General features: G+C 68.1%; 28 protein-coding genes. 14 read left to right on the top strand and 14 right to left on the bottom strand.

What is annotated here, in order from left to right; translation table 11 throughout:
• Positions 1–2: 2 nt before the first annotated feature.
• On the bottom strand, positions 3–164 hold the full coding sequence (locus tag OG453_RS38455) for a hypothetical protein (protein ID WP_266873370.1): 162 nt from the start codon (positions 162–164) through the stop codon (positions 3–5).
• Positions 155–754, bottom strand: coding sequence for a hypothetical protein (locus tag OG453_RS38450; RefSeq protein WP_266873369.1), 600 nt, complete (start codon positions 752–754; stop codon positions 155–157). The genes OG453_RS38455 and OG453_RS38450 overlap by 10 nt, the downstream gene beginning before the upstream one ends.
• A gap of 300 nt (positions 755–1054) precedes the next feature.
• Between OG453_RS38450 and OG453_RS38445 the strand changes: the two genes are divergently transcribed.
• Together OG453_RS38445 and OG453_RS38440 are read left to right on the top strand one after the other, a co-directional pair.
• The gene (locus tag OG453_RS38445) at positions 1055–1228 is read left to right on the top strand and encodes a hypothetical protein (RefSeq protein ID WP_266873368.1); all 174 of its coding nucleotides are present in this window, start codon (positions 1055–1057) and stop codon (positions 1226–1228) included.
• Between the two features lie 494 nt (positions 1229–1722).
• Positions 1723–2157, top strand: a complete 435-nt coding sequence (locus tag OG453_RS38440; protein ID WP_266873367.1) for a hypothetical protein — start codon at positions 1723–1725, stop codon at positions 2155–2157.
• A gap of 180 nt (positions 2158–2337) precedes the next feature.
• On the opposite strand, the gene OG453_RS38435 is transcribed toward OG453_RS38440, so the two are convergent.
• Together OG453_RS38435 and OG453_RS38430 are read right to left on the bottom strand one after the other, a co-directional pair.
• Positions 2338–2982, bottom strand: coding sequence for an NADPH-dependent F420 reductase (locus OG453_RS38435; RefSeq protein ID WP_266873366.1), 645 nt, complete (start codon positions 2980–2982; stop codon positions 2338–2340).
• A gap of 49 nt (positions 2983–3031) precedes the next feature.
• Positions 3032–3844 (bottom strand): inositol monophosphatase family protein, encoded by an 813-nt coding sequence (locus OG453_RS38430; protein WP_266873365.1) that lies wholly within the window; start codon positions 3842–3844, stop codon positions 3032–3034.
• A gap of 117 nt (positions 3845–3961) precedes the next feature.
• On the opposite strand from OG453_RS38430, the gene OG453_RS38425 reads away from it, so the two are divergent.
• Both OG453_RS38425 and OG453_RS38420 read left to right on the top strand, forming a co-directional pair.
• The gene (locus OG453_RS38425) at positions 3962–4879 is read left to right on the top strand and encodes a LysR family transcriptional regulator (protein ID WP_266873364.1); all 918 of its coding nucleotides are present in this window, start codon (positions 3962–3964) and stop codon (positions 4877–4879) included.
• 152 nt (positions 4880–5031) lie between these two features.
• Positions 5032–5328, top strand: a complete 297-nt coding sequence (locus OG453_RS38420) for a DUF6086 family protein (protein WP_323178740.1) — start codon at positions 5032–5034, stop codon at positions 5326–5328.
• A gap of 118 nt (positions 5329–5446) precedes the next feature.
• Here OG453_RS38420 and OG453_RS38415 read toward each other — a convergent pair whose 3' ends face one another.
• The 4 genes from OG453_RS38415 to OG453_RS38400 all read right to left on the bottom strand — a co-directional run bounded on the left by OG453_RS38415 (position 5447) and on the right by OG453_RS38400 (position 8396).
• A complete protein-coding gene (locus OG453_RS38415) occupies positions 5447–5698 on the bottom strand; it encodes a transposase (RefSeq protein ID WP_266873363.1) in 252 nt (83 codons plus the stop codon).
• Positions 5699–5859: 161 nt separating this feature from the next.
• Positions 5860–6312: a hypothetical protein gene (locus OG453_RS38410; RefSeq protein ID WP_266873362.1), complete on the bottom strand. Its 453-nt coding sequence runs from the start codon at positions 6310–6312 to the stop codon at positions 5860–5862.
• A 446-nt stretch (positions 6313–6758) separates the two neighbouring features.
• The gene (locus OG453_RS38405) at positions 6759–7421 is read right to left on the bottom strand and encodes a hypothetical protein (protein WP_266873361.1); all 663 of its coding nucleotides are present in this window, start codon (positions 7419–7421) and stop codon (positions 6759–6761) included.
• Positions 7422–7568: 147 nt separating this feature from the next.
• Positions 7569–8396, bottom strand: a complete 828-nt coding sequence (locus tag OG453_RS38400) for a sugar nucleotide-binding protein (protein WP_266873360.1) — start codon at positions 8394–8396, stop codon at positions 7569–7571.
• Between the two features lie 211 nt (positions 8397–8607).
• On the opposite strand from OG453_RS38400, the gene OG453_RS38395 reads away from it, so the two are divergent.
• Both OG453_RS38395 and OG453_RS38390 read left to right on the top strand, forming a co-directional pair.
• Entirely contained in the window at positions 8608–9462 is an 855-nt protein-coding gene (locus OG453_RS38395; protein WP_266873359.1) for an NAD(P)-dependent oxidoreductase, read from the top strand.
• A gap of 15 nt (positions 9463–9477) precedes the next feature.
• Positions 9478–9612, top strand: coding sequence for a hypothetical protein (locus OG453_RS38390; RefSeq protein WP_266873358.1), 135 nt, complete (start codon positions 9478–9480; stop codon positions 9610–9612).
• Here the strand turns inward: OG453_RS38390 and OG453_RS38385 are convergent.
• Positions 9609–10484, bottom strand: a complete 876-nt coding sequence (locus tag OG453_RS38385; RefSeq protein ID WP_266873357.1) for a glycosyltransferase family 2 protein — start codon at positions 10482–10484, stop codon at positions 9609–9611. The genes OG453_RS38390 and OG453_RS38385 overlap by 4 nt on opposite strands.
• Positions 10485–10818: 334 nt before the next feature.
• Between OG453_RS38385 and OG453_RS38375 the strand changes: the two genes are divergently transcribed.
• The 3 genes from OG453_RS38375 (at position 10819) to OG453_RS38365 (ending at position 12575) form a co-directional block, all read left to right on the top strand.
• Positions 10819–11274 (top strand): hypothetical protein, encoded by a 456-nt coding sequence (locus OG453_RS38375; protein WP_266873862.1) that lies wholly within the window; start codon positions 10819–10821, stop codon positions 11272–11274.
• A gap of 148 nt (positions 11275–11422) precedes the next feature.
• Positions 11423–12232, top strand: a complete 810-nt coding sequence (locus OG453_RS38370; protein WP_266873356.1) for a hypothetical protein — start codon at positions 11423–11425, stop codon at positions 12230–12232.
• Positions 12233–12434: 202 nt separating this feature from the next.
• Positions 12435–12575 carry a hypothetical protein gene (locus tag OG453_RS38365; protein WP_266873355.1) on the top strand — a complete coding sequence of 47 codons (141 nt, stop codon included), beginning with the start codon at positions 12435–12437 and terminating at the stop codon, positions 12573–12575.
• Positions 12576–12615: 40 nt separating this feature from the next.
• Here OG453_RS38365 and OG453_RS38360 read toward each other — a convergent pair whose 3' ends face one another.
• From OG453_RS38360 to OG453_RS38350, 3 genes are all read right to left on the bottom strand, one after another.
• Positions 12616–13713, bottom strand: a complete 1098-nt coding sequence (locus OG453_RS38360; RefSeq protein WP_266873354.1) for a hypothetical protein — start codon at positions 13711–13713, stop codon at positions 12616–12618.
• Between the two features lie 859 nt (positions 13714–14572).
• Positions 14573–15106 carry a hypothetical protein gene (locus tag OG453_RS38355; RefSeq protein WP_266873353.1) on the bottom strand — a complete coding sequence of 178 codons (534 nt, stop codon included), beginning with the start codon at positions 15104–15106 and terminating at the stop codon, positions 14573–14575.
• A 498-nt stretch (positions 15107–15604) separates the two neighbouring features.
• Positions 15605–15850, bottom strand: a complete 246-nt coding sequence (locus tag OG453_RS38350) for a hypothetical protein (protein ID WP_266873352.1) — start codon at positions 15848–15850, stop codon at positions 15605–15607.
• A gap of 322 nt (positions 15851–16172) precedes the next feature.
• Here OG453_RS38350 and OG453_RS38345 point away from each other — a divergent pair, with 322 nt between their 5' ends.
• The gene (locus tag OG453_RS38345) at positions 16173–16295 is read left to right on the top strand and encodes a hypothetical protein (RefSeq protein ID WP_266873351.1); all 123 of its coding nucleotides are present in this window, start codon (positions 16173–16175) and stop codon (positions 16293–16295) included.
• Positions 16296–16457: 162 nt separating this feature from the next.
• Here OG453_RS38345 and OG453_RS38340 read toward each other — a convergent pair whose 3' ends face one another.
• Positions 16458–16676 carry a hypothetical protein gene (locus tag OG453_RS38340; RefSeq protein WP_266873350.1) on the bottom strand — a complete coding sequence of 73 codons (219 nt, stop codon included), beginning with the start codon at positions 16674–16676 and terminating at the stop codon, positions 16458–16460.
• 125 nt (positions 16677–16801) lie between these two features.
• Here OG453_RS38340 and OG453_RS38335 point away from each other — a divergent pair, with 125 nt between their 5' ends.
• On the top strand, positions 16802–17104 hold the full coding sequence (locus OG453_RS38335) for a hypothetical protein (RefSeq protein ID WP_266873349.1): 303 nt from the start codon (positions 16802–16804) through the stop codon (positions 17102–17104).
• 636 nt (positions 17105–17740) lie between these two features.
• On the opposite strand, the gene OG453_RS38330 is transcribed toward OG453_RS38335, so the two are convergent.
• Positions 17741–18865 carry a hypothetical protein gene (locus tag OG453_RS38330; protein WP_266873348.1) on the bottom strand — a complete coding sequence of 375 codons (1125 nt, stop codon included), beginning with the start codon at positions 18863–18865 and terminating at the stop codon, positions 17741–17743.
• 780 nt (positions 18866–19645) lie between these two features.
• Here OG453_RS38330 and OG453_RS38325 point away from each other — a divergent pair.
• The 3 genes from OG453_RS38325 to OG453_RS38315 all read left to right on the top strand — a co-directional run bounded on the left by OG453_RS38325 (position 19646) and on the right by OG453_RS38315 (position 21053).
• Entirely contained in the window at positions 19646–20092 is a 447-nt protein-coding gene (locus tag OG453_RS38325; RefSeq protein WP_266873347.1) for a hypothetical protein, read from the top strand.
• Entirely contained in the window at positions 20052–20645 is a 594-nt protein-coding gene (locus OG453_RS38320) for a transposase (RefSeq protein ID WP_266873346.1), read from the top strand. The genes OG453_RS38325 and OG453_RS38320 overlap by 41 nt, the downstream gene beginning before the upstream one ends.
• Positions 20646–20831: 186 nt before the next feature.
• The gene (locus OG453_RS38315) at positions 20832–21053 is read left to right on the top strand and encodes a hypothetical protein (protein WP_266873345.1); all 222 of its coding nucleotides are present in this window, start codon (positions 20832–20834) and stop codon (positions 21051–21053) included.
• Positions 21054–21187: the final 134 nt, after the last annotated feature.

The raw sequence follows: 21187 nt of genomic DNA, 5'->3' as shown, positions 1-21187 counted from the left end.
CCTCAGGGGCATTCCTCGCCTTGAGGCTGGGCCCGGCCGCCATGGTCGGCGGCGTACGCCGCGAGAATCCGCTCGACAATCCCGCCTGTCCCCAGGAAGCGTGCGTCGAGGACGGCGGCCAGGTCATCGAAGGCCGTGCGCAGCACTGACGCGGTCAGGCGCACATCGGAGCACTTTCGGCCTGCTGCGCACGCTCAGTGGCGGGGGAATGTGAAATCCGCAGAGTGAATTGCATCCGGCGGTGCGAATTTCCCAGCATCCGGTGCCGCGCTGTCCGCTCGGCCCCGGCGGTGAGCTCCAGCACGGCGGCCATCTCGGCCGGCTCCAACCCCCGCTTCACCAGCTCCAGATGCTGCTGGTCCCGAGGGTTCAGCCGCTGCCCGGCGGCCATGATCCGGTCCAGGTCTGCGCCCCGCACCGCTTCCTCCTCCGGCCCGCGTCCGCGGTCCGGCAGGTCTGCCAGCGCCTCCGTTCCTCCGGGGGCGGCCTTTTGCCCGGCGCGCTGCTGAGCACGCAGGAAGTCGAGGGTTCGCCAGTCCACCCGCTGCCGCCAGTGGCTCCCGGCGTTATCGAGGGTCGGCAGTCTCGGCACGATGTCGTTGGAGGCGTTTTTGGCCACGTCCTCGGCAACTATCCGCTGCAGGCCGTACCTCGTCATCGCGACACCCACCAGACATGCGAAGGACGCGGCGAACACGTGCTCCGCCGATGGTCTCGGGCCGGCCCGCCCGGACATCGATTCCTCATCGCTCACAGCCCCCTTAGCTCCTCAGGTGTCCGTCCCCAGCCCGACCGCCAGGCGCTCCGCGGCAGGGCGTGCGCGCGCCCTCGCCTCTACCTGACGCTGCGCTCCCGCCCGGCGTTACAGCCTGCGTCTGAAGAGATTCCCGGCTATGCAGCCGTCGGACGCCCGCGTGCCGTACTCCGGGCGGACGCGATCCGTGCACCGGTAACCCGAGACCCCTCCGCCACGTCAGTTCCCTGCCGGCTATCCGGCACCGACGCTCCCAGGAGGGGACACAGGAATCTGCTGGTCCTGGTCACGCTCGTACTGGTGGGTGGACTCGCCTACGCGGCGATCCGCCGCGCCCCTACCGAGGACCTCACCCTGCTGGTGTGGACCGCCGTGCTGGGTTTGGCTGTGCTTCTTTTCGGCGCGGTGGCCCTGCTCGCCGCCGAGCCCGCGGACGTTCCTGCGCTGCTGGACACGGTGTTGAAACGGCTGTGAGCTTCCGACACGCGGCCGCGGGGAAGGCACCTTCCCCGCGGCCAGCTTGGTCTCCTGCTGGCGGACGATGACGAGCAGGGTGAAGCGATGACGGGAGTGGAGGCCCTGGGCGATGACCGCTCCACCGCCCGGTGCCGGCAGTTGGATGCCGATGCCGCATCACGCGGCCGCGTCCTCGCCGGTATCCGCCGCGCATGACCGGACCGGGGCAGTGTCAGTGGTGGGAGTTCTAGCGTGATGGTACGAGTCGCATTATCTCGTTCAGTACGGCGGACAAGTCCCATGTCATCGGATTCCTGGGGGCTGCGGGCCAGTTCACCGAGGAGCAGCAGCGCATAGTCCCGTTCATATCTGAGCGGGCACGCGCTGCGCAGGCCGAGGCGGAACGGCAGGATCTGGGCTGGGGCCTGGCCGTCCCCGAGGCACTGGACCATCTGCTGGCCGGGCATGCCTCCTCCACCGCTTGTGCCGCGGGCAACGCGTACGCGGCCGCGATGCACATTGTCATCGACTCCAGCTCCTCCGACTCGATGGACCTGGCGGTGTATTCCAAGCCGGCCACGTTCTTCGACGCCCTGGACAGTGAGCTGCGCCGTGTGGGGGTGAGCGCCGATCTGCTGCCCGGTCAGTACGTGATGGGCGGGCTGCCGCAGGACTTCCCCTTTGCCCTTCCGCTGCCCGAGCACGCCGTGGAGAACTTCGGCTTCTGGCCGCTGGAGAAGACCGGGCCCGCCGCCGACGCCTACCGCGCAGTCCTGGATCGCATCGAGGAGGGTTTCACCTACGACCTGAGGCTGCTCATCGACAGGCTCGAGCACGAGAACGGGCAGGAGCGCCCTTCCATCCCGCAGACGGTGAATCACGCTTCTGGCAACCCGAATCGACCCGCTTTAAGGGGGGGGACCAGTTGGTGTCGCCTGCAGAGTTGACGCCCGGTCACCGGCGGGCGTGATCGCAGCACTGTGGCTCCGTACACGGCAAGGGGAGTCGTCTCGCGTGGTGTAGGCGTGATCAATGTCGACGAGTTCGGGCGTCACTTGCAGCCCAGCGGGCGTTGTCCCTTCCGGCACCCGGCCGCCCTCGCACGAGCTGAACCCGGTCTTGGTGGGTCAGCGGGCGAGGGAGACGGCGAAGGGCTTGAAGCCGTGGCGGCGCAGGATGTGGGGCACGATGAGGATCATGGCCTCGGTGGCGCGGGCTGTGGTGATGTCGCCGAGGTCCTCGATCCGTTCGGGCTGCCAGCCCAGGTCGCCGAGCAGGCCGGTGACGGTCCTCTTCGCGTGTTCGTCATCGCCCGAGAGATAGGCGGTCGGTGGGGTGGCCAGGGTTTCGGGAGCGGTCATGACCATGAACAGCATGGTGTTGAGGGTCTTGACCACATGGGTGTCGGGGAGCGCGGCCTGGAGCTTCTCGGCGAGGCTGCTGCCGGGATAGCACAGGTCGCCGGGCAGGCCGTCTGCGGCGTCGCGGGTGGCGTTGGAGACGTCGATGAGGATCTTGCCGGCGAGTTCGGTGCGCAGGTCGGTGAGGCGGTCCAGGGAACTGTCGCCGGGCGTCGCGTTGATCACGATGTCCGTGGTGCGGGCAGTGGTGCGCTGGTCGGCGAAGGCGATCCGCGGGGCGAGCCCGGCGGTGCGGGCGGCGGTGTCTTCGGGGCTCCGGCCGCCGAGGGTGACCTGGTGTCCGGCTGCGGAGAGCTTGCCGGCGAGGTTGGTTCCGACGCGGCCGGCGCCCAGGATGCCGATGCTGGTCATGCGGTGATGCTCCTTGCGGTATCGGGTGGGGAAGAGCGGAGACTTCCGGTCAGGCGATCGGCGAGAGGACCTTGAGGGCGGCGCCGTGGATGCCGGGGGCGGCGGCCAGGAAGTCGCGGCTGCCGGTGTTCCAGGGTTCGCCCGTCAGGTCGGTGACGGTGCCTCCGGCCTCGGAGACCAGCAGGGCGCCGGCGACCAGGCCGGAGCGGACGTCGGAGAACTGCCAGAACGCGTCCATGCGTCCGGCGGCGACGTGGATGAGCTGCATCGTGGCGGGAACGGACACACGCACGACCAGGCCGTTGATGAGCATCGCGGTGACGGAGTCACCGATCCGCCGGAAGGTGCGCTCGTCCTCGCCGGGCTTAGCCTGGCCGGTGCCGATGAGCGCGGCGCCCAGGTCGGTCTTGGCGGACACCTTCAGGGGCCGGCCGCCCAGGCGGGCACCGCCGCCGGCGACCGCGGTGTAGGTGTCGCCGGTCAGCGGCAGGTGGACGACGGTGAGCACCGGCCGGTTGTCGCGGACCAGGGTGGCGGTGACGGCCCAGTCCTCCATGCCGTGTACGTGGTTGATGTTCCCCTCGGCGGGGTCGACGACCCACCACTCGCCGGGCGGGAGCGCGCCGCCCGCCAGCTCGTCCTCGGCCCACTGCGACCCCGGCCGGGCCCGCAACAGGGGTTCCCGCAGCACGTCCAGCACCGCGTCGTCGTTGGCGTGGATCTCGCCCACGACCTCGTCCAGACTCACGCCCCGGGCGTGCGAGGTGTGGCGGTCGCGCAGCGTGACGCCGGCGGTCTTCACCGCGGCTGTCACGTCGGACAGGAGCGTCGTACCGGCGTCGAAAGGCATGGCTGTGCTCATGGTGGGCTCCCTGGGATCGGTCGAAACGGGGCGGCTGTCTCACCCGCCCGCACTTCGAAGGTAGGGCGCTCGGTCATTAACAACAAGTGCATGCTTATTACTTGTAGAGTTACTGCCATGCAACTGGATCTGAACCTGCTCACGGCCCTGGACGCCCTGCTGGAAGAGGGCAGCGTCGCCGGCGCGGCAGCACGCCTCCATGTCACCGCACCGGCGATGAGCCGCTCCCTGGGCCGCATCCGCAAGGCCACCGGTGACCAGATCCTGGTCCGCACCGGCCGCAGCATGGTCCCCACCACCCGCGCGCTGGCCATGCGCGCCCAGGTCCACGCCCTCGTGCAGCAGGCCCACCAGCTTCTGTCCGCGCAGCAGGAACTCGACCTGGCGGCTCTGGACAGGGTGTTCACCGTTCGCTGGCACGCCGCCCTGACCGCTGCTTCCGGCACCGCCCTGATCACCGCCGTCCACCGCCAGGCCCCCGGCGTCCGGCTGCGCCTGTCCGCCGAACCCGGGACGGACGACGCTGAGCTGCGCCGGGGTGAGGTCGACCTTGAATCAAGCTCCAGCGCTCCGACGCTCCCCGACATCCGCCACCGCCTCGTCGGCAAGGACCAGCTGGTCGTTGCCGTCCGCCCAGGCCACCCGCTCACCACAGGCCCGCTGAGCCTTGAGCGTTACGCAGCTGCCGAACACCTCACCGTTTCGCGGCGCGGAAGCCTCCGCGACCCGATCGATGACGTCCTGACCTCACGCGGCCTCGAACGACGCGTCGTCGCCGCCGGGCCCACCGCCGCCTTCGCACTGCAACTCGCCCTCGACACCGATCTGGTCGTCACCCTCCCCGACGCGGTCACCCGCACGGCCCGGGAACAACTCGGCTTGGCCACACTGCCGCCGCCACTCCAACTGCCCGACGTACCCCTGTACCTGCTGTGGCACCAGCGCTACGACAACGACCGCGCCCACACCTGGCTGCGAGAGCTGGCCACCGAAACCGTCCAGGCACTCTTCACACCACCGACCGCCTCTCAATAGGCCCTCACCAACCGGACCTGGAAGTGACGGATACGCGCCGGGAAGAGCCTGCGGCACCCGACTCCCGTTCTCGTGTTCTGGCTCACTTTCCGTACTACGGCATAGGGGACGAGACCCTGTGGAACCCGTCCAACGATGCCTCCCGGCTGTTCATGAGCCAGGTGAGCGTCTACCAAGCCGAACTGGGCCTGTCGTCCGGCATTGGACCCATGCACACTGACGAGTGCCAGATCGACCCCCTCGTGTTCAAAGCGTTTGTCGACGCCCTGCTCGCGTGGCACCGGAGAGCGAGCCACGCCGTCATGGCTGCCCTGTCCGAGGGGTTCGTTGCCACGGTGCTGGTCTTGGCGGGAGAGGGCAGGCATCGACGTGAAATGGCAGCCAGCCGGCTTCGCCGAGGTCGGCGGCCTAAAGGATGTTCAGGTCCCCACGGCCCCGGATTCCTCTGAGGGGGCTTGGGCAGCGGCCCTTCAGCAGAAATCACGCGAGCTGGGCCGCTTCATGGCGGCGTAAGCCTGGTCTGCCAACAACCGCGAAGGGCTCGGAAGTCATCAGAAATGCGGTGTCCTATGAGTAGAACAGGACACGCTTGCGGAGGAGCCCGAAGCCAGCTCGGCTGGACATCTGGCGCTTGAGCATCTTGATCCGGTTGACGTGTCCTTCGACGACACCGGAGTTCCAGGGGAGGGTGAGGCCGGCCGTGACAGCATCACGGTCGCGGTCGATGCCGGCGGCCAGGGTGTGGATGGGTGGCAGATCGTCCTGCCGAACGGCATCGAGCCATTCTGGTAGACGTTCACCCTCGCGCTCGGTGAACATCCGGGCGAAGGACCGGACGTGCCCGGTGAGGGCGTCCAGTTCCGGGCACTGGCCAGCACAGCCTTGAGCCGGAGCTGATCGCTCCCTGCGAGGCCATCGGGGTGCCGGAGAATCCACCCCGAGACCGCCCGCGGGGTCGGCGGCCGCGCGGCGCTGCTACTTCAAGGATCGGGCAGGGCCTCGACCAGCCGCAGAACGGTGCTGCGGCTGACAGCAACCCCGAAGACACCGGCCATGCGGGCGCCCGCCCGGCCGGTGAGCGCGACGCCGACCGCAGCCAGCGTCGACCTCAGGCGCTCGGTCCACCGGCCGTACCGCCGGGTCAGCCCGGCTATCTGTTCGACGAAGGTCCGCCGTTCGCACAACGCGTTCCCGCAGATGAACCGGCGGACCCACAGGCACAACCGAACCCGCCTCCCCGCACTGGGCACGTCAGCGGGATACCGCAGATAGGAGCTGTGAACCCGCTCCGACCAGCCCCTGCACCCCACACAGTCGGCCCCGGCCATCGTGCACCGAGCCGCTATCAATACCGCCTCGTCGTTCACGTCGACCGACAGCACCGCGATATCCGCGATCGACGGGAACAGCAGCTCCTCCAGCCGGAGCACCATCTCTTCGACAGACCCGAACTGTCAGCCCACCCAGGATCGCCACTGATGGTTTTCAGGCAACTATCGGACGCCCAGAGCGGCGTCAAACCGTCACTCACGGCGCACGCTTCACGGAAAGTGAGCCAGAACCATAAGTCGCGTACACAGCCACTGCGCGACCCTGAGCGGCAGTTGAACCTGCTCCGAGCTGGCAGCGGAGATGCACCGTGCTGGGGTCTGCACGCCGGGCGTTGCCCTGGATCCGGCACGCCAGGAGCAATGGCCCTTTTGCTGATGAGGATTCCTGAGATTCCCCAGGGCTGCTCGCGTTCCCCACTTGGTTGCGCAATGAATGGAAGGGCCGGGATCCGCCCGCCAGTTGAGGGTTCGGACGGATCCGCCCCCGACAAGGCGCCTACGGCGTCGTGTATTCGCTCTGCATGCCGGTGCGGAGTGGCAGTGCCGCTTTACTGCTCGGTGGTGCCGTCCTCACCATCAACCTCGTAGATCCGCCCTTGAAGCTGTTCGCTGGCCCAGTCCAGCCCGACGCCCAGGTCAAACCAGTGCCGATCCTTGCGGGCTTCGGGCGTTGCAAGGTTCACCGCCGCCCAGGAGAACACCCCTAGGAGGATGGAACGCCCGTGCTGTGTTGTGCGCACGGACAACGCAAACGGCGCGGCGAGTGCGGCGCGGGTGACCACCATGGTCTGTTCGTTCTCGGAATGTTGACGCCCACCTGTGAGAAACCGGGGCGTTTCAAGGATCTTGGCCCACTCGATCACTGCGTCTGCCACTTGGGCGCGCAAGGAGTCTTCGATGCCCTTCCGGACGGCGGTCGCGGGGTCATCGCCGAGCCGGCCAAGCCAGTGATCAGGATCAGTGAGTTTGCTGAAGTCGTCCTGTGGCACCCCGTGACGGGGATTCTCCTGGTACTCACCTGTCAGTTTCCCGCTGCCGTCCACCAACCACGCGCCGCGGATTGCCTCGGGAGGTACGTAGCCGTTCGCGTCGTCGATATACGCCGGGTCGATCTCGGCGACACTGCCACCGGGATTCTCCGCAGCCGCAGCCAGCAGCGCCGGCTCGCTCGGTATGCCTTTACGCCGACTTCGCGAGCCAAAACGCCCCACGTTCCCACCCCCACCGTTGTGCCTATCCAGTTGACCGCGATTGTGCCGCACCGGTCAGGACCGCGTGAAAGGCGGCGTGCGTGACGGCGACGGGTGGGTGGGGAGTCTCGGCGAGCAGCCCGAGGACTCGGGTTCGAGGCGGATAGTTCAAGCCGTCGGGGTGAGGAACTGGTGGCCGCCGCGCAGCGTGGTGCGCAGTTTGCGCTGGGTCGCGCGGCTGTCGAGGCGTACGTCGAGGGCGCCGGGAATGGCGCTGTCTGCCCGCAGGCCCGTGGGCAGCCGGGAGTCGTCGAGTCCGTCGCGCCTGGCGATGAGGATGCCGAGTTCGTGGCGGCTCAGGGCCTGGCTTCCACCGAGATGGTGGATGCCGCTGGCTTCTGCCGAGGCGAGTTCCATGAGGGCTGCGGCCAGGTCGGTCACGTGTACCGGGCAGCGGATGTCGTCTGTGAACAGGACGCCGGGGCGGGCTCCGGAGGAAAGTTCGTGCACAGCACGTTCGTGTACGGACTGCCCGTCGCCGATGATCAGCGAGGTGCGGGCGACCACGGCGTCCGGATGCACGAGAAGAACCCCTGTCTCCGCGGCGGCCTTGGCCGCCCCGTAGGGGGTGAGGGGATCGGGCAGGCAGGACTCGTCGTAGTGGACGCGGGCACCGGAGAACACGGCATCACTGGAGACATGGATCAAACGACTGCCCGACCTCGCCGCCGCCATCGCCAGACGGACAGGGCCCTCGGCCGTCACCGCCCAGTCCGCCTTGCCGCTCGACGCGTTGACCACGACACGAGGGCCGACCTTGGCCACGACCGCTTCCACACCTTCGGGATCCCGCAGGTCGAGGGCGTGCCACGCGACCTCTCGCGTGCTTCCGGGCTTGGTCGCGTAGGTCGCGGCCGTAGTGTGCCCGGCCGCTGCCGCTTGCCGCGCCAGCTCGGCACCCAGGAACCCGGAACCACCAACGATCAATACGGTCATGGCGTGACACCCTAGACCGGCCGTGCCGACAAGTAGCACCACAGAAGTTGAGCCAGAGCCGTTGCTCGTGAGCAAAGCCGCCTTGCGGTGGGTGTCTGGCACGATGCTGGGGAGTGTGGCCGGGGTCCCGATTTTGGGTTGGTGATTGCCTTGGGCGGCCGGGCTCCTGCCGGTGGTCGGTAGGGGGGCGCGCCAGCAAGGTCGCCAGCCCGTGCGGCAGCCGCTCGTCGCGCTCTGCGCCCTCGACGCCTACCCGATCGAGGTCTACCGGCACCTGCTCAACGTGAACCCGGCCTGCCAGGACTTCATGATGGGCGATGTCCGTGACCAGGCGCTGGTCCACCGCCTGGTCGGCGAGAGCGACTTCGTCATCCACGCTGCTGCTCTGGCCGACGTCGCCGCCTGCACCCGCTCACCGCAGACCGCGATCGACAGCAACATCACCGGTACGCAGACCGTGCTCTCGGCCGCTGCGGCCTCCGACCGGCTCCAGCGGCTGGTGTTCGTGTCATCCGCATCGGTGTACGGGAACGGGAATCCCGAGGACTGGGCCGCGCCGCGCGACGAGCACCGGGACATGCGCGAGCTGCTGGCGGGCATCTACGGGCGTACGCCGCCGCGCTTCGCCGAGTCACGGCCGCTGCGCCCCCTGTTGGTGTACGCCAACACGAAGGCTTTCGGGGAGGTGCAGACCAAACTGGTGCTGGGCGCCGTCGGTACATCGCATGCGATCGTGCGGTACTTCTCCGTGTACGGCGAGCCACAGGTGACCAAGCCAGGCAGCCACTCGTGGGTCGTGGCCGGGTTCGCCTCTCGCGTCGAGCTCGGCCTGCCGCTGCACCTGCACGGAGGCGGACATCAGGTCCGCGACTTGGTGCACGTCGACGACATCGCCGAGGGCACTCTCCGTGCCCTGACCACACCACAGGCCGACGGCGAGATGGTGAACATCGGCACCGGGCGGCCTACCACGATCCGCCGTGTCGCCGAGCTCGTCGCCGAACACGGCGGCGGCGCCGAGCTGCTGGAGACACCGAAGCCGCCTGGTGACCCGCTCGGCGGGTGAGCCTCCACCGCGGACATGGAGCGCGTCCTTGGCTGGCAGCCGCAGATCACCCTGGAGGAGGGCACCGTCCGCTACACGCGATGGATCAAGCGCACGCCGGGGGCGCTGCCCGCGTGGCTGCGTGCGGAAGCCGGAACAGCGCATGCCTAGACGACGGGTGGGCGGCCCAGGCGCGCCATGCGTACGACTGTGCGCCAGCGCATCGGCTTTCGGCGGCCGCCGGAGGTGAACACGCCCTCCCGGAAGCCGCCGAACCACGCCCGCAGTCCGGCCCGGGAACGCGTCCTGGCCAGCGTAAGGGCCGCCCAGACACCGAGGTAGACCGGAACGAGGAGGGCGGGCAGATGACGCTTCGCCAACCAGACGCGGTTCCGCGCGGTCATCCGGTAGTACACCGCGTGCCGGGCCGGGGAGGTCTTGGGGTGCTGCAGCAGCAGGGCTGGTTCGTACACCACCCGCCACCGCGCATCGAGGGCCCGCCAGGCGAGATCGGTCTCCTCGTGGGTGAAGAAGAACGCGTCCGGCCAGGTCCCGATCTCGTTCAGCATCGGCATCGACAGGGCGTGGCCGCCGCCGAGGAATGTGGTGACCTCGCCGCCTTGCATCGAGTCCTTCGCCCGCAGCCGGGGCACGTGCCGCCGCTGCGTCTCTCCGTTTTCGTCGGCGATGCGGAACGAAACGATGCCCAGCCGGTCATCGCCGGCGTACATCGCCTCCAGGCGGCGGAACACGTCGGCGTCCACGAGGAGACCGTCGTCGTCCAGGTCCACCACCACATCCACGTCGTCCAGCCTGCGCAGCTCCTCGATGGCTACGTTGCGTCCGCCGGCCACGCCGAGGTTCTCCGCGAGCTCCACCCCGTGCACGCCCGCAGGCAGTTCGGGCAGCGGAGCCCCGTTGCCCACCACGACGACCTGCGCCGGCTCCACATCCTGTTTGGCCACCGAATCCAACAGGGCGCGCAGCTCGGCGGGCCGGTTGCCCATGGTGAGGATCGCGATGCCAAAGCGCGGGTGACTCACGAGTGAACTCCGTTCATACGCCGTCTGAGACAGGCGAGCCTAGCGGCCACCCAGAACCCGTCCCGACCACATACCGGCAGGAGACGGCCATGCCCGCACTAGAGCTGTGCGACTACATCACGACCTCGCGAGATGCCGACCTCGCCCGCACCCCGTACGGGCAGCTCGCGGACCTGGACCTCGCCGAGTTCCTCACCCGCTGGCCCGACCTCCACGCAACAGCCCTCCACGGATCCGGCACCGCATACACCCGACAGCCCACATCCACCCCTGCGCCATCGTCGGCGACGACATCCTCATCGGAGCCCACGCCCAGGTCTGGGAGTTCAGCACGGTGCGCGGCCGCAGCGTCATTCGGCCCGGGGGGGCCAGTGTCGGCTTCAACTGCGAAGTCACCAACGCCTACATCGGACACGGCAGCATCCTGGGCCACCGCATCGGCATCAACCGAACCCTCTTCGGCGCCGACACCCACGTGTCCGCCCATGTCACCGTGGCAGCGATACACCTCAGCCACGACATGCGCCGCCCCGATCGGGAGGTCATTCTGCGCCTGCCCGACGGCTTGTACCGATGTCGCACGGCTCAGTTCGGCGCGCTCATCGGCGACAACGTCCAGAGCGGCAACAACATCAGCCTCGGCCCCGGCGTCCTCCTCGGCCGCGGCTGCCAGATCAACTCCGGAGTCACCCTTGGCCCCGCACGCGTCATCCCCGCGGGCCACGTCGTCGCGACGGCCAAAGCGCCAGATGTACGGGTGCGACGACGCACTGGGACTTCCAGCAAGTGATAGTTGGGGCCTACTCGCTGAGCTCAGCGAAGGTGACTGGCGTGTCGCTGCGTCGGGATTTCAGCGTGTCTCGGCGACCGTGGTCGCCATGAGAATCAGCTGTCGAGCCCGGTGATTCCTTGCCCCGAGGGTGACGTAGCGTGTCGGCATGTCCACGCCTCCGTCACAGTCCGGCGGGTTCGGCGCCGCCCCGTCTCCGTACGGGCCGCAGCCTCCGCAACCGCCCCACGTTCATGCGCCGTTCCCGCAGCAGGGGCAGCCGTACGGGCCGCAGCCCCATGTCGCAGGACCCGGTCCGTGGGGCGCGCCGCCCATGGGGCCGCCGCCCCGGCGCCGCACCGGCAAGGTGGTCGCCATCGTCGGGGCCGGTGTGGGGGCCCTGGTCGTGGTGATCGCCGGGTTCGCGGTGTTCAGCGGCGCGGGGTTCCCGGAGGCGAAGTACCGCCTGCGCGTGCCGGCCGAGCTGGCCGAGGGGACGTTCAAGCTCACCGCGGACCTCTCGGACACCGCGGGCCGGGACATCGTGGAGGAGAACCGGAACCGCAGCAACGTCCGCAACCCGACGGCCGTCGTGGCCGGGTACGCAGGGCAAGGCGAACAGGACGGCAGCAGACTGGTCGTCTCGGGCATGTACGGGCAGTTCAAGGACCCGGCACAGGGGCGGGACGCCATGATGGAGGGCGCCGCCGAAGCCGAGGGCGCCACAGTGGCCGTCCCCGCGCACGACGTCACCCCCAAGGGCTCAGGCATGACGCTGCGGTGCCAGGTGCTGACCTCCGAGCAGAACGGGGCACCGAGCAACGTCCCGATGTGCACGTGGAATGACGACAACACCGGAGCAGCGGTGGGTCTGATCACCGACGAGAACGTGAACCAGGACCCCGAGGATGTCGACCTGGACCAGGTCGCCCGGACGACGCTGAAGGTCCGCGAGGACATGCGCGAGCCCATCGGCTGACGTACGACGCCGTGTCGCCTGCGCGAACTCATTGCCGCCCAGCACGGATTCAGCCTTAGTGCCTGGTTGAGAACATCAAAAGTGCAGGTCAGACCCCAGGTTTGATGGTTGAGGCAGAAGTAGCCGTTCCGTAAAAGCGTCACGGTGACGGGAGTTCGCCACGGCCGGCAGGGCCGCTTCGGGCGTTATGCCGGGAACGCCGATGGTCACGGTGGACAACGTCTTCATCCAGGCGGTTCCAGGTACCAGCAGCCCTCCCGCGTACGACAGCGGCGACCGCCTGCACCCGAACGACGCCGGGTACCGGGCCATGGCCCGCGCGATCGCACCGGGCACGCTGTGAGCACGGTCGTCCGGGCTGCCCCCGCGGGGGCCGTGCCTCGCTACGACGGTGCCGGGGCGCCCCGCAGTACGCCGGAGATCCGCAGCAGCTTGCCCTGCCGGTTGCTGACGTAGATCAGGCCGTTGTCGCGGTCCAGCTCGATGCCACTGACGTTGCCCAGGTCGTCGGCCACCACGCGCTGACGGCCCTTGGCCTCGCCGTCGGCCACGACGACCTCGTGCACCTTGCCGCCGGCCGAGTCGCAGACGTACGCGTGGCCCGCGCCGTCCAGCGCCACACGGACGCTGTATCCGAGACGGGTGGCCACGGTGCGCGGGGTGGCGCCGTCCGCCGTCAGGTCGACCTCGTACAGCCCGCCGAGGTCGTACTGACCGACGTACGCCCTGCCCTCGGCCAGCGCCACCCCGGCGGCTCTCGGCACGTTCCAGGTGCGCTGCTGCTGGGCCGGGCGCCCGTTCAGGCCGTACTCGATCAACTGGCCGTTCTCCACGTCGGTGACGTAGGCCCGGCCGCCCGGCAGGTCCAGGGCGACGCCGTACGCGTACAAGTCCTCGGCGATCGCGACCGGAGGGGCGGAGCGCTCGGCCAGGTCCACCGTGAACAGGCGCTTGCCGCTGTAGTCGGTGATGTAGGCCTGGTTGCCCGGCAGATCCAGCGCCACGTCGTTGACCTGGCCCGGCGTCACCAGGACCCATTCGGTGCCGTCGCCGTCGTCGGCGAGATCCACCTTCAGCAGCCTGCCGCTGTTGTACCGGTCGGTGACGTACGCCTTCCGGTTCGCCCGGTCCAGCGCGAGGCCGTCGGCCGTGCCCAACCCGTCGGCGAGCGTGACGGGAGGCTTCCGGGAACTCGGCTGCTGTGCGCCGCCGCCCTTGTGAAGAGGGTGCATCTTGCTGTCGAACTCGAGTTTCTCCAGCTCGAAGACCTCATGTACCCCGGCGAGAGTGGAGACGACCTCGGCCTCCCCCCTCTGCAAGAACGGCCTGCCCTCGTCGGTCAGGTCGAAGGTGTCCTCGGCCGCGCCGGTCTCGCCGAGCTTCCACGCGATGACCTTGGCGTACTTCGGCTCCTTGGCCTGCGGGCCGTCCGGGTGCGTCTCCTTGACCTCCACCGGCTCGGGGTAATACAGCGCGACCACCCGCCGAAGGAGATGGCGAATTCGTAGTCGAACCTCCGCACCTGGCGCCGCTGCGTGGCCAGGACGTCCACCCGGCTGCCGACCTCACCGCTCAGCGTGGACGACGTCTTGAACGCGGTGGTCAGCGAGCCGCTGACCGACGCGGTGATCCCTAGCATCAGCTGGGCCGACAGCTCGCCGGTGCCGGTGGCGGTGCTCGTGGCCGTGGTCGTACTGGTCGACTGCGACTGAGACTCGGAGTCGACGCCCTGGTTGTCCTTGCTGTTCTTCAGGGTGGTCTTCTGCGACTGGTTCGCCGCCATGCTCTTCTGCAGTTGCTGCTGCAGCGAGGCGGTGACCTTCGCGCCAAAGGTGAGCTGCACCTGCCCCTGGAGCGACCAGCTGATCGTGTTGGAGATCGAGAACTCGACCGTGTGCGACCACTTCGTGGGGACGGGGTCGGTCCGGTTGACATACGTCTGCTTGGAGATCACATCAGGAGGGGGCTGCGCGATGTCGGCCCGCTCTTCGACGAGCGGCACACCCACCGTCATGTAGGCCGTCCATCCGCGCTCGTGTGCCGCGGCCTCTCCCTCGGGGAATTCCTGGAACCGCCCCTTGTTCAGGGAGAATCCGATGGGGTGGACGTACCGATCCTCACCGTCCGGCGACTTCTTCTCGGCCTTCCTCTTCAATTTCTCCCTGTCCCGCTCCAGGATCGCGGGCCCCTTTGTGGCGACGTCGAGCTCTTTCAGGTTCCGGCCGGTCAGCGGGTGGCGCATGTACCGTTCGCCGAGATGGGCCGTACTCACATTGTTCTTTTTGGCGTCGCCCATTCCCTTGGGCCCTCTCTTTCCCGCGGAACTCAACGATGTGACAGTCACTCACCCTCGGTCGGTGAGCCGTCGGTCCTTTCGACTTTCGCAGCCGATTCGGAGTTCTTCCTTCTCATTTCTTCCATCTCTTCCTCGCTCATCTTCGGCAGGTCCTCGCCCTTGACCCCCGGCCGGTCCTCGTCCCTGATCTCCACCTTCACCTTCTTGAACGTCTCGTCCTCGGCCGAGGACGCCATGCCGGCCGTCGATGCGGGGTCCTCGCAGGTGGCTCGCTGTTCGGCGGCCGCCGACCCGGTCCTCTTGAACAGCGGGGACAGAAAGCCCTTCATGATGCGGAGCGCCTCGGGTGACGTCTCACGCACAATCTTCGGGTCGCGCTCGACATCCGGAATTCCGTCGTACAGTTCCGGGTCGACCCCTTGCCGTTCGGGTCGGGCGCCCGGGATGTTTTCGTACACCTTTTGAGCAGACTCTTCGGCGGACTTGGCTTCACTCCCGCCGCCCTCGAAGATGCTTTTGAAAGACATGGGCTCCCCTTCGATCGTGTTTACTGCCCACCCCTGAGGCAATCCGTCCATCCGGCTCGGCTCCACTCTTCGCGTCCATCACCTGACCCCGGGTCGGCCGTAACGTTTATTCGGTCCGCGATATCGGCCTAAACTGATCCTCGGTCGGGGTTTTACCTCGCTTGGCGTGCTGAAAAGGCCCGTCCCCGGGCCTGAAGAGGGCCGGGGACGGGCCGTCGGGCGGGCGGCGTCGGAGCGACGTCGAACTGCAGAGCGGGATGAGTCCTCGCCAATCCGGCGGCTTCCGCAACGGGGCTGCGTACGCGGCCCCGTTGCTCACTCCGTCGTGTAATAGCGGTAGAACGTCACCGCGAACACCGCGAACACCGCGGCCGCCACGCCAGCGACATCCCCACCGACCTCAGCACGCTGGCGTCGGTCTGGCTGTAGAGGAAGCCGAACGCGATCCCCGCGAACGCTGCAGGCCACACGGACTACGGACTGAGCATCTCGGGATCTCAAAGAGGCACTTAGTCGGCGGGCGCGGCCGCGCCCGCCGGCTAAGTGCGTTCACTGGCGCCCCAGCAGCAGGTGCAGCACCGTCACCACGGCGACGCCGACCAGCAACGCGGCCCCGGCGCCGGGGTGTTGGAAGGCGACGTAGGTCGCTCCGCCCCCGGCGAGCAGCAGGAGGGTAGTGCGCAGGTCGAGGGGGCCGTCTGTGCACGGCTCCTCGTGCTCCGGCCGCGGGGCGGAGCGGTGGTGGGGGGCTGGGTCGTTATGGCGGCGGTCCTTCGGGTTCGGGTGCGTCCACACACGGCGGTGCGCACAGGCGGAGTGGCACGGGAGGGCAGGCGCGCCCGTTGAGCGGCGCGCGACGGGCCGGATGGTGATGCAGCATGCGGGAGCCCAGCCTTAGCCGTGCAAGCTTCGGCGGCGCAGACCATCCTTGCCGCCGGACGGGGCTCGTTCGGCGGCTGCGACCTGCGACTTCTGCCGGTGTGGGGCTTGAACGGGGTGTCCGGGGCGACGAAGGGCCTGGCGCGGCAACCCCGCCACGCATGCGGCGGGACTGCCGCGTCTCTGTCGTTCTGGCGAGTCGATTGCCCGCTGCTGGCGGGTACGGACATCCCCCGACATGCAGCAGACCCGCGCAGGTGCGTCCGAGGGCCTGGACGGGGAAAAGGAAAAGGCTCTGCTTCCCGGGGAAGAAGAGCTTGACGCGGTGGGTTTGATCACGCCTGCGGTGACCGAGGCATGACTGTGTCAGGCACCTCCCATCCGGTCAACCCCCCTCAAAGCGAACGTCGTTGGGGTTGACACGCGCAGAAGCCTCTCTGCTCGAGGGTGGGCCCCTTCGTGGCAAACTGCGAGTGGTCCCGCCGACTTCCCCCGTGTCGGCGGGACTCTCCAGCCCGACACCTCATACGACACGGCGAATTGCCCAGTCGAACTGGGTCCAGTACCCGGTGGTGGCGGGGGTAGTTCCGACGTTCTTTCCGGTTCTGGTGGAGGGGGCGAGTTGGTCGTACTGGCGGATGAAGCCGAGGACTTTGTCGGCGTACCAGCCGACGTGGTTGTAGCGCAGGATCGCCTTGCGGAGCGTGGTGTCGTTGCTGAGGTCGCTTTGCCGGTGCCGCAAAGGAGGGTGGCGGTGCCGAGTGCGGCGTCGAACGCTGGACGGTAGCGGGGCCGGCGGGAACACCACCGCTTTCCCTGACACCGACGGCGGCACCTGGGACGACGACACCGACTACGACCGGGCAGTTGGGCCCATGCAGCTTCGGCCCTCTCCAGTACCTGACAAAGGTCAAGAAGAGCCACACGACCAGTGATCGGGACGACCTGGAAGGGAGATACCTGGCGCAGGCCGCCGAGTACAGCAACTCCAACGTCCCGTTCGGACAACTGCTGGTGCTCGACCTGACGGAGAAGAAAAAAGCCGGCAGCCTTCGCGTGGACGAGCCCGCCTGGGTGACTTCGCACCGGCCGCGAGGCGCCTCCGTTGATCGCGCCGTTGCTGCAGGCATCGTGACCGGGAACCGCTTTACCCCAAGCGACTTCTCATAGGGCGGAGTTGGCCAGACCTCTCGGGTGCCTCGCGCACCCTCCGTCGGCGGCGCCGGAGTCATCCGAGCCCGGTGAACCTGGATATGTCCCGGCGAGGCGATCGCTTCTACATCACCAAAGAAATAGCCCGGGCGCAGCCGGGCGGCACCAAATCCGGGATCCAGCGGTCCGTACCGAACTGGTCACTATGGTCCCAGCGTTCACATCGAAACGCGACAACCTGGCACACCGGGCACTGGACACCGGCCCCGGTCTCCACCTGAACCGAACACTCCATGCACGGGCCCGTAAAGCGATTGGCTGTGGAGCCCTCAGTGGAGCGTCAGCCGGGCAGTACACCTGCCACCGGTCCCCCCGACGGACTCGGACACCGGCGCCTGCCTGTACGTACACCGTGCAGTGGCCGGCTGCGCACACCGCCGCGTACTTGTTTGAAGGCAGTCGACCCACGCCCCGCTCCCCATGTCACTCAATTCGTCACGATCCGCAGCCTCCCGAGCCGTGCATCTGGGAGGCTCTCCCATGCCTGCTAAGTCCCGCGTGCCGGATGGGCAGCGGCAGTTGGCCCGGACAGGTTCGCAACCGGCTCATAGGCAGGCCGCCGGGTCTTTCCCGGCGGCCTACCCATGGCGCTGCTCAGGGCAGCGACCACCAGTTGACCCACAGGTCGGAGTCATCCGTGATGACGAACGCGTACGGCCGCTGCGTGGCGTTCGGATTGTCCTGCATGGTGAGCGCCTCGCCGGGGCGCTCGATGACGCGTCCGGGCGGGGTGTTCTGGGCGGCCCAGTGCCACGCCTTTCCATCCCACCAGTTGACGTACAGCTTCGAGTCGTCGGCGATGACGAAGACGTACGGGCGTGTGAAGGCGTTCGGGTCGTCCTTCATCGTGACCACGCCGACGGAGTCGAGGATGAGCCGTCCACTGGGCGCGCCCTGCGCGCTCCAGTTCCACTTGCTGCCGTCCCACCAGTTCACGTACAGCTTCGAGTCGTAGCCCTGGACGAAGACGTACGGCCGCTCCGCCGCGTTCGGGTCGTTCTGGGCGCTGATGACGCCCGCGCCCTTCTTGACCGGCTGCCCGGACGGCGCGCCCTGGTCGCTCCAGTGCCACTTGGAGCCGTCCCACCAATTGACCCAGACCTTGGAGTCGTCGGTGATGACGAAGGCGTAGGGGCGGGTGAAGGCGTTGGGGTCGTTCTTCATCGTGGTGACGCCGATGGGCCGGGAGATGGTGCGGTTCGGCGGAGCGCCCTGGTCGCTCCAGTGCCACTTGGAGCCGTCCCACCAGTTGACCCACAGGCGGAAGTCATCGGTGATGACGAAGGCGTACGGGCGCTGCGCCGCGCTCGGATTGTCCCGTGCGGAGATGACGCCGACGCCCTCACGGATCAGACGTCCGGCGGGCGCGCCTTGATCGCTCCAGTGCCACTTGCTGCCGTCCCACCAGTTGACGTGCAGCTTCGAGTCGTCGGTGATGACGAAGACGTACGGGCGCTGCTGCGCGTCGGCGTCGTTCTGCATGGTGACGGCGCCGACCTTCTCGATGACCGTGCGCCCGGCCGGCGTGCCCTGGTCGCTCCAGTGCCACGCCTTGCCATCCCACCAGTTGACGTGCAGACGCGAGTCATAGCCGCGCACGAAGACATAAGGCCGTTGCACGGCCTGTGGGTCGTCCTTCATGGTGACGGCGCCCATCGTGGCCCGGACACCGACTGTGGTGGTGGGCCTTTCCTGGTCGTTCCACTGCCATGAACCCATCGCGTTCCCTCTCCGGCCCCCGTCCCGGCATCACGGGCAGGGGCATGCTGAAGTGAGACGTGCAATCGAGGCCCTGGCGCCACGGAAGGCGGGCACCAGGGTTCAGGGACGGGTCCGGCCGGAGCCCCCCGACGTACCGTGCGCGCACACTCTGACACCGCCCTGCCGACCTGTCATCGCCTCAGAAGCGCAGCAAGCGATCCATTGGCCTGTTTCGGATATATCGGCTGACAGCGCCGCATTCCCGGCAGCAGGCTTCATGTGCCAGGTCAGCGTGCAATCCGCGGATGGAAGAACGCCGAGGGTTCAAGTGACAGACGAGGAGACCCTGGGGGTCGAATGGCCAAGTATCGGCTGCGCCTGGCCATCCACCGTTGCTGTGACGGAGAGTGTCGCCGCCCCCCGAGTACCTGGACGCTTGCCGTATCTCTGGCGTAGCCGTCACGGAAGCGCCGTCAGAACCTTCCCGGGCTCTGGCTCAACTCCTGTGACGCAGCCATTCTGAGTGACCAGATAGCGTCCCCGGGTGGCATCTGAAGTCGCCTGAAGATAGGCCATGCGCCGTGCAGTTGGGCTGAGGTTCGGGGCCGTGAACGAGGTTGGGCTCCGGCTGAAGGAACTGTTGTTCCCGTCGATCGCGGACGTTGAGGTGCTGTCGGTAGACGGGAATATCGCGATGGTCCGTGTCGATGCCCATTGCACCGCAGACGGTGCCATGTGCCCGGGGTTCGGGGCCTGGTCGAGCCGGTTCACGGGACCTACCTGCACTTTCCTGCCGATGTGCCCAGTGCCGGACGAACCGTCGTACTCCAGCTACGAGTTCGCCGGTTCACCTGCCCGAACACGGCGTGCTCGCGCCGGACATTCGTCGAGCAGATAGCCGGACTGACCCGCCGGCACAGCCGGCGCACCGAGAGGCTGCGCTCGACTCTGGCCGCGGTCGGTCTCGCCCTGGCAGGCCGGGCCGGGGCCCGACTGGCCTTCGCCCTCGGTATATCCGTCAGCCGGAGCACGGTCCTGCGCCTGGTCGACGAGCTTCCCGAACCGGAGGTTGCCGCGCCGCGGGTCGTGGGCGTCGACGAGTACGCCACCCGCAAGGGCCGCCACTACGGCACCGTCCTCGTCGACATCGAGACCCGTCGCCCGCCGACCTGCTGCCTGACCGGGGGGCGTCGACGCTGGCCGCGTGGCTGTCCAGGGGCCGGGTGTCGAAGTCGTGTGCCGTGACCGCGCGCCGTTCTTCGCCGAAGGTGTCACCGCCGGAGCGCCCCAGGCCGTCCACGTCGCGGACCGGTGGCATCTGTGGCACAACCTGAGCGAGGCCGCCGAGCGAACCGTCGTTCAGCACCGCCGCTGCCTGCGCGTCCTGGTCCCCGAAGCACCGGAACCCGAGCCTGCACCCGTCATGCCGGGAGAGAATTCCGGCTCGCCGTGGCCGACCGGCCATCGGTTCGCCGACCGTACGCGCACCACGCATGCCACCGTTCATGCGCTGCTGGAGGCGGGCCGCAGCCGGCGCTCGATCCAGCGGCAACTCCGCATGACCAGCCGCACCGTCAAGCGGTACGCCGACGCCGCCCAGCCGGAGAACCTCTTCGCCGGCCAGTGGCAGAACCGGACCTCCGTACTCGACGACTACGAGACCTACCTCGACGACCGGTGGAACGACGGCTGCACCAACGCCTGGAAGCTCTGGGAGGAGATCGTGCCGCTCGGCTACAAGGGCAGCTACCAGCGTGTCCGCGCCCAACTACGCCAGAAGCGTCACCGCGACCTGTGACGGATCGGCCACCATCGCCCCAAGCCGTCGCCGGGTGGATCCTCCGCCACCCTGACGCCGTCTCCGAGATCGAAGGGCTCCAGCTCAAGGAGGTTCGGACGCACTGCCCCGAGCTGGACGCCCTCACTCGGCACGTCCGCTCCTTCGCGGCCGTGCTCATGCTCACCGAGCGCCAGGGCGAGCGTTTTGCCGGACTGGCTCGACGCCGTCCGGCAAGACGAACTGCCCAACCTCCACACCCTCGCCGCGGGAATCGACCGCGACCGTGACGCCGTCATCGCCGGACTCACCCTGCCCTGGAGCTCAGGTGCAGTCAAAAGTCATGTCAACAGGATCAAGATGCTCGAGCGCCAGATGTTCGGCCGTGCAGGTTTCCAACTCCTCCGAAAGCGCGTCCTATTGGCGTGACGGAGAGTGGCTGCGTCACAGGAGTTGAGCCAGAGCCCATTCCCGTGTACAGAGCCAGAACGCACTACCGCCTGGTTGGCCGTCCGCTTCGGGCGCGCGGCCGACTGGTTCGCCGCGTTCCGCCCCCTGGCCGT

The organism is Streptomyces sp. NBC_01381 (genome assembly GCF_026340305.1).
Classification (GTDB): domain Bacteria; phylum Actinomycetota; class Actinomycetes; order Streptomycetales; family Streptomycetaceae; genus Streptomyces.
This window is presented reverse-complemented; position numbering and strand designations above follow the sequence as displayed.

Excerpts from the sequence above, each read along its gene's own strand:
- OG453_RS38400 (WP_266873360.1), bottom strand. The coding sequence starts at position 8,396 with ATGACCGTATTGATCGTTGGTGGTTCCGGGTTCCTGGGTGCCGAGCTG.
- OG453_RS38440 (WP_266873367.1), top strand. The coding sequence starts at position 1,723 with ATGCACATTGTCATCGACTCCAGCTCCTCCGACTCGATGGACCTGGCG.
- OG453_RS38420 (WP_323178740.1), top strand. The coding sequence starts at position 5,032 with ATGAGCCAGGTGAGCGTCTACCAAGCCGAACTGGGCCTGTCGTCCGGC.
- OG453_RS38330 (WP_266873348.1), bottom strand. The coding sequence starts at position 18,865 with ATGGGTTCATGGCAGTGGAACGACCAGGAAAGGCCCACCACCACAGTC.
- OG453_RS38370 (WP_266873356.1), top strand. The coding sequence starts at position 11,423 with ATGTCCACGCCTCCGTCACAGTCCGGCGGGTTCGGCGCCGCCCCGTCT.
- OG453_RS38410 (WP_266873362.1), bottom strand. The coding sequence starts at position 6,312 with ATGGTGCTCCGGCTGGAGGAGCTGCTGTTCCCGTCGATCGCGGATATC.
- OG453_RS38425 (WP_266873364.1), top strand. The coding sequence starts at position 3,962 with ATGCAACTGGATCTGAACCTGCTCACGGCCCTGGACGCCCTGCTGGAA.
- OG453_RS38390 (WP_266873358.1), top strand. The coding sequence starts at position 9,478 with ATGGAGCGCGTCCTTGGCTGGCAGCCGCAGATCACCCTGGAGGAGGGC.
- OG453_RS38355 (WP_266873353.1), bottom strand. The coding sequence starts at position 15,106 with ATGGACGGATTGCCTCAGGGGTGGGCAGTAAACACGATCGAAGGGGAG.
- OG453_RS38345 (WP_266873351.1), top strand. The coding sequence starts at position 16,173 with ATGCAGCAGACCCGCGCAGGTGCGTCCGAGGGCCTGGACGGGGAAAAG.
- OG453_RS38365 (WP_266873355.1), top strand. The coding sequence starts at position 12,435 with ATGGTCACGGTGGACAACGTCTTCATCCAGGCGGTTCCAGGTACCAGC.
- OG453_RS38415 (WP_266873363.1), bottom strand. The coding sequence starts at position 5,698 with ATGTTCACCGAGCGCGAGGGTGAACGTCTACCAGAATGGCTCGATGCC.
- OG453_RS38435 (WP_266873366.1), bottom strand. The coding sequence starts at position 2,982 with ATGACCAGCATCGGCATCCTGGGCGCCGGCCGCGTCGGAACCAACCTC.
- OG453_RS38430 (WP_266873365.1), bottom strand. The coding sequence starts at position 3,844 with ATGAGCACAGCCATGCCTTTCGACGCCGGTACGACGCTCCTGTCCGAC.